Origin of the sequence: Streptomyces sp. WM6386 (assembly GCF_000972385.1) — a bacterium.
In the GTDB taxonomy this organism is placed as follows: domain Bacteria; phylum Actinomycetota; class Actinomycetes; order Streptomycetales; family Streptomycetaceae; genus Streptomyces.
This window is the reverse complement of sequence record NZ_JXTE01000682.1, coordinates 1-347: the sequence shown is the minus strand read 5'-3', so window position 1 is coordinate 347 and position 347 is coordinate 1. Positions and strand designations below refer to the sequence as shown.

Here is a 347-nt window from a genome sequence, read left to right as displayed (position 1 = left end):
GCAGGACGGGGCGGCCGTGCGGGCCGCCGCAGCAGGGGCAGGTGTCCCGGCCGAGCGGGAGCCCGGCGGGCGGGATGCCGGTGTAGGCGGACAGCAGGCGGCGCAGCGCTATGTGCGCCATCAGGTAGGTGAGGCGGTCCAGGGGGCGGACGAACGCCGCCGCCCGTTCTCGTTCGCGGTCGTCGAGTTCGCTGGTGACCATGTGCTCGGGGTGGTCGCCCGCCCATTCGGTGCCGATCACCCACAGGTGGATCTGGTGTGTGTCGACGGTGAGCCGGTGGGCGTTGCGCAGGAGTGGGGCGGTGGAGCGCGCTGGGCTCATCGCGCCGTCCCGTAGGCGGGGGGGG

Annotated in this window: 1 protein-coding gene; it reads right to left on the bottom strand. The window is 74.4% G+C overall.

From position 1 onward, the window contains the following. On the bottom strand, positions 1-322 hold a 322-nt coding region (locus TN53_RS44385; protein WP_420719178.1), incomplete at its 3' end, for a 4'-phosphopantetheinyl transferase family protein. Positions 323-347 lie beyond the last annotated feature (25 nt).